At 52.5% G+C, this 255-nt stretch carries 1 rRNA gene; it reads right to left on the bottom strand.

The features are described 5' to 3' along the window. Nucleotides 1-255, bottom strand: a 16S ribosomal RNA gene (locus tag ACHRWY_RS27730); the annotation flags it as partial.

Raw genomic sequence — 255 nt, forward strand, 5'->3', positions numbered from 1 at the left:
CCAGTGGCTGCTCTCTGTACCGGCCATTGTAGCACGTGTGTAGCCCAAGGCGTAAGGGCCGTGATGATTTGACGTCATCCCCACCTTCCTCACAGTTTGCACTGGCAGTCTTGTTAGAGTTCCCGACTTGACTCGCTGGCAACTAACAACAGGGGTTGCGCTCGTTATAGGACTTAACCTGACACCTCACGGCACGAGCTGACGACAACCATGCAGCACCTTGTAAATTGTCTTGCGAAAGATCTGTTTCCAAAC

This window comes from Flavobacterium sp. FlaQc-48, from assembly GCF_044007335.1.
In the GTDB taxonomy this organism is placed as follows: Bacteria; Bacteroidota; Bacteroidia; order Flavobacteriales; family Flavobacteriaceae; genus Flavobacterium.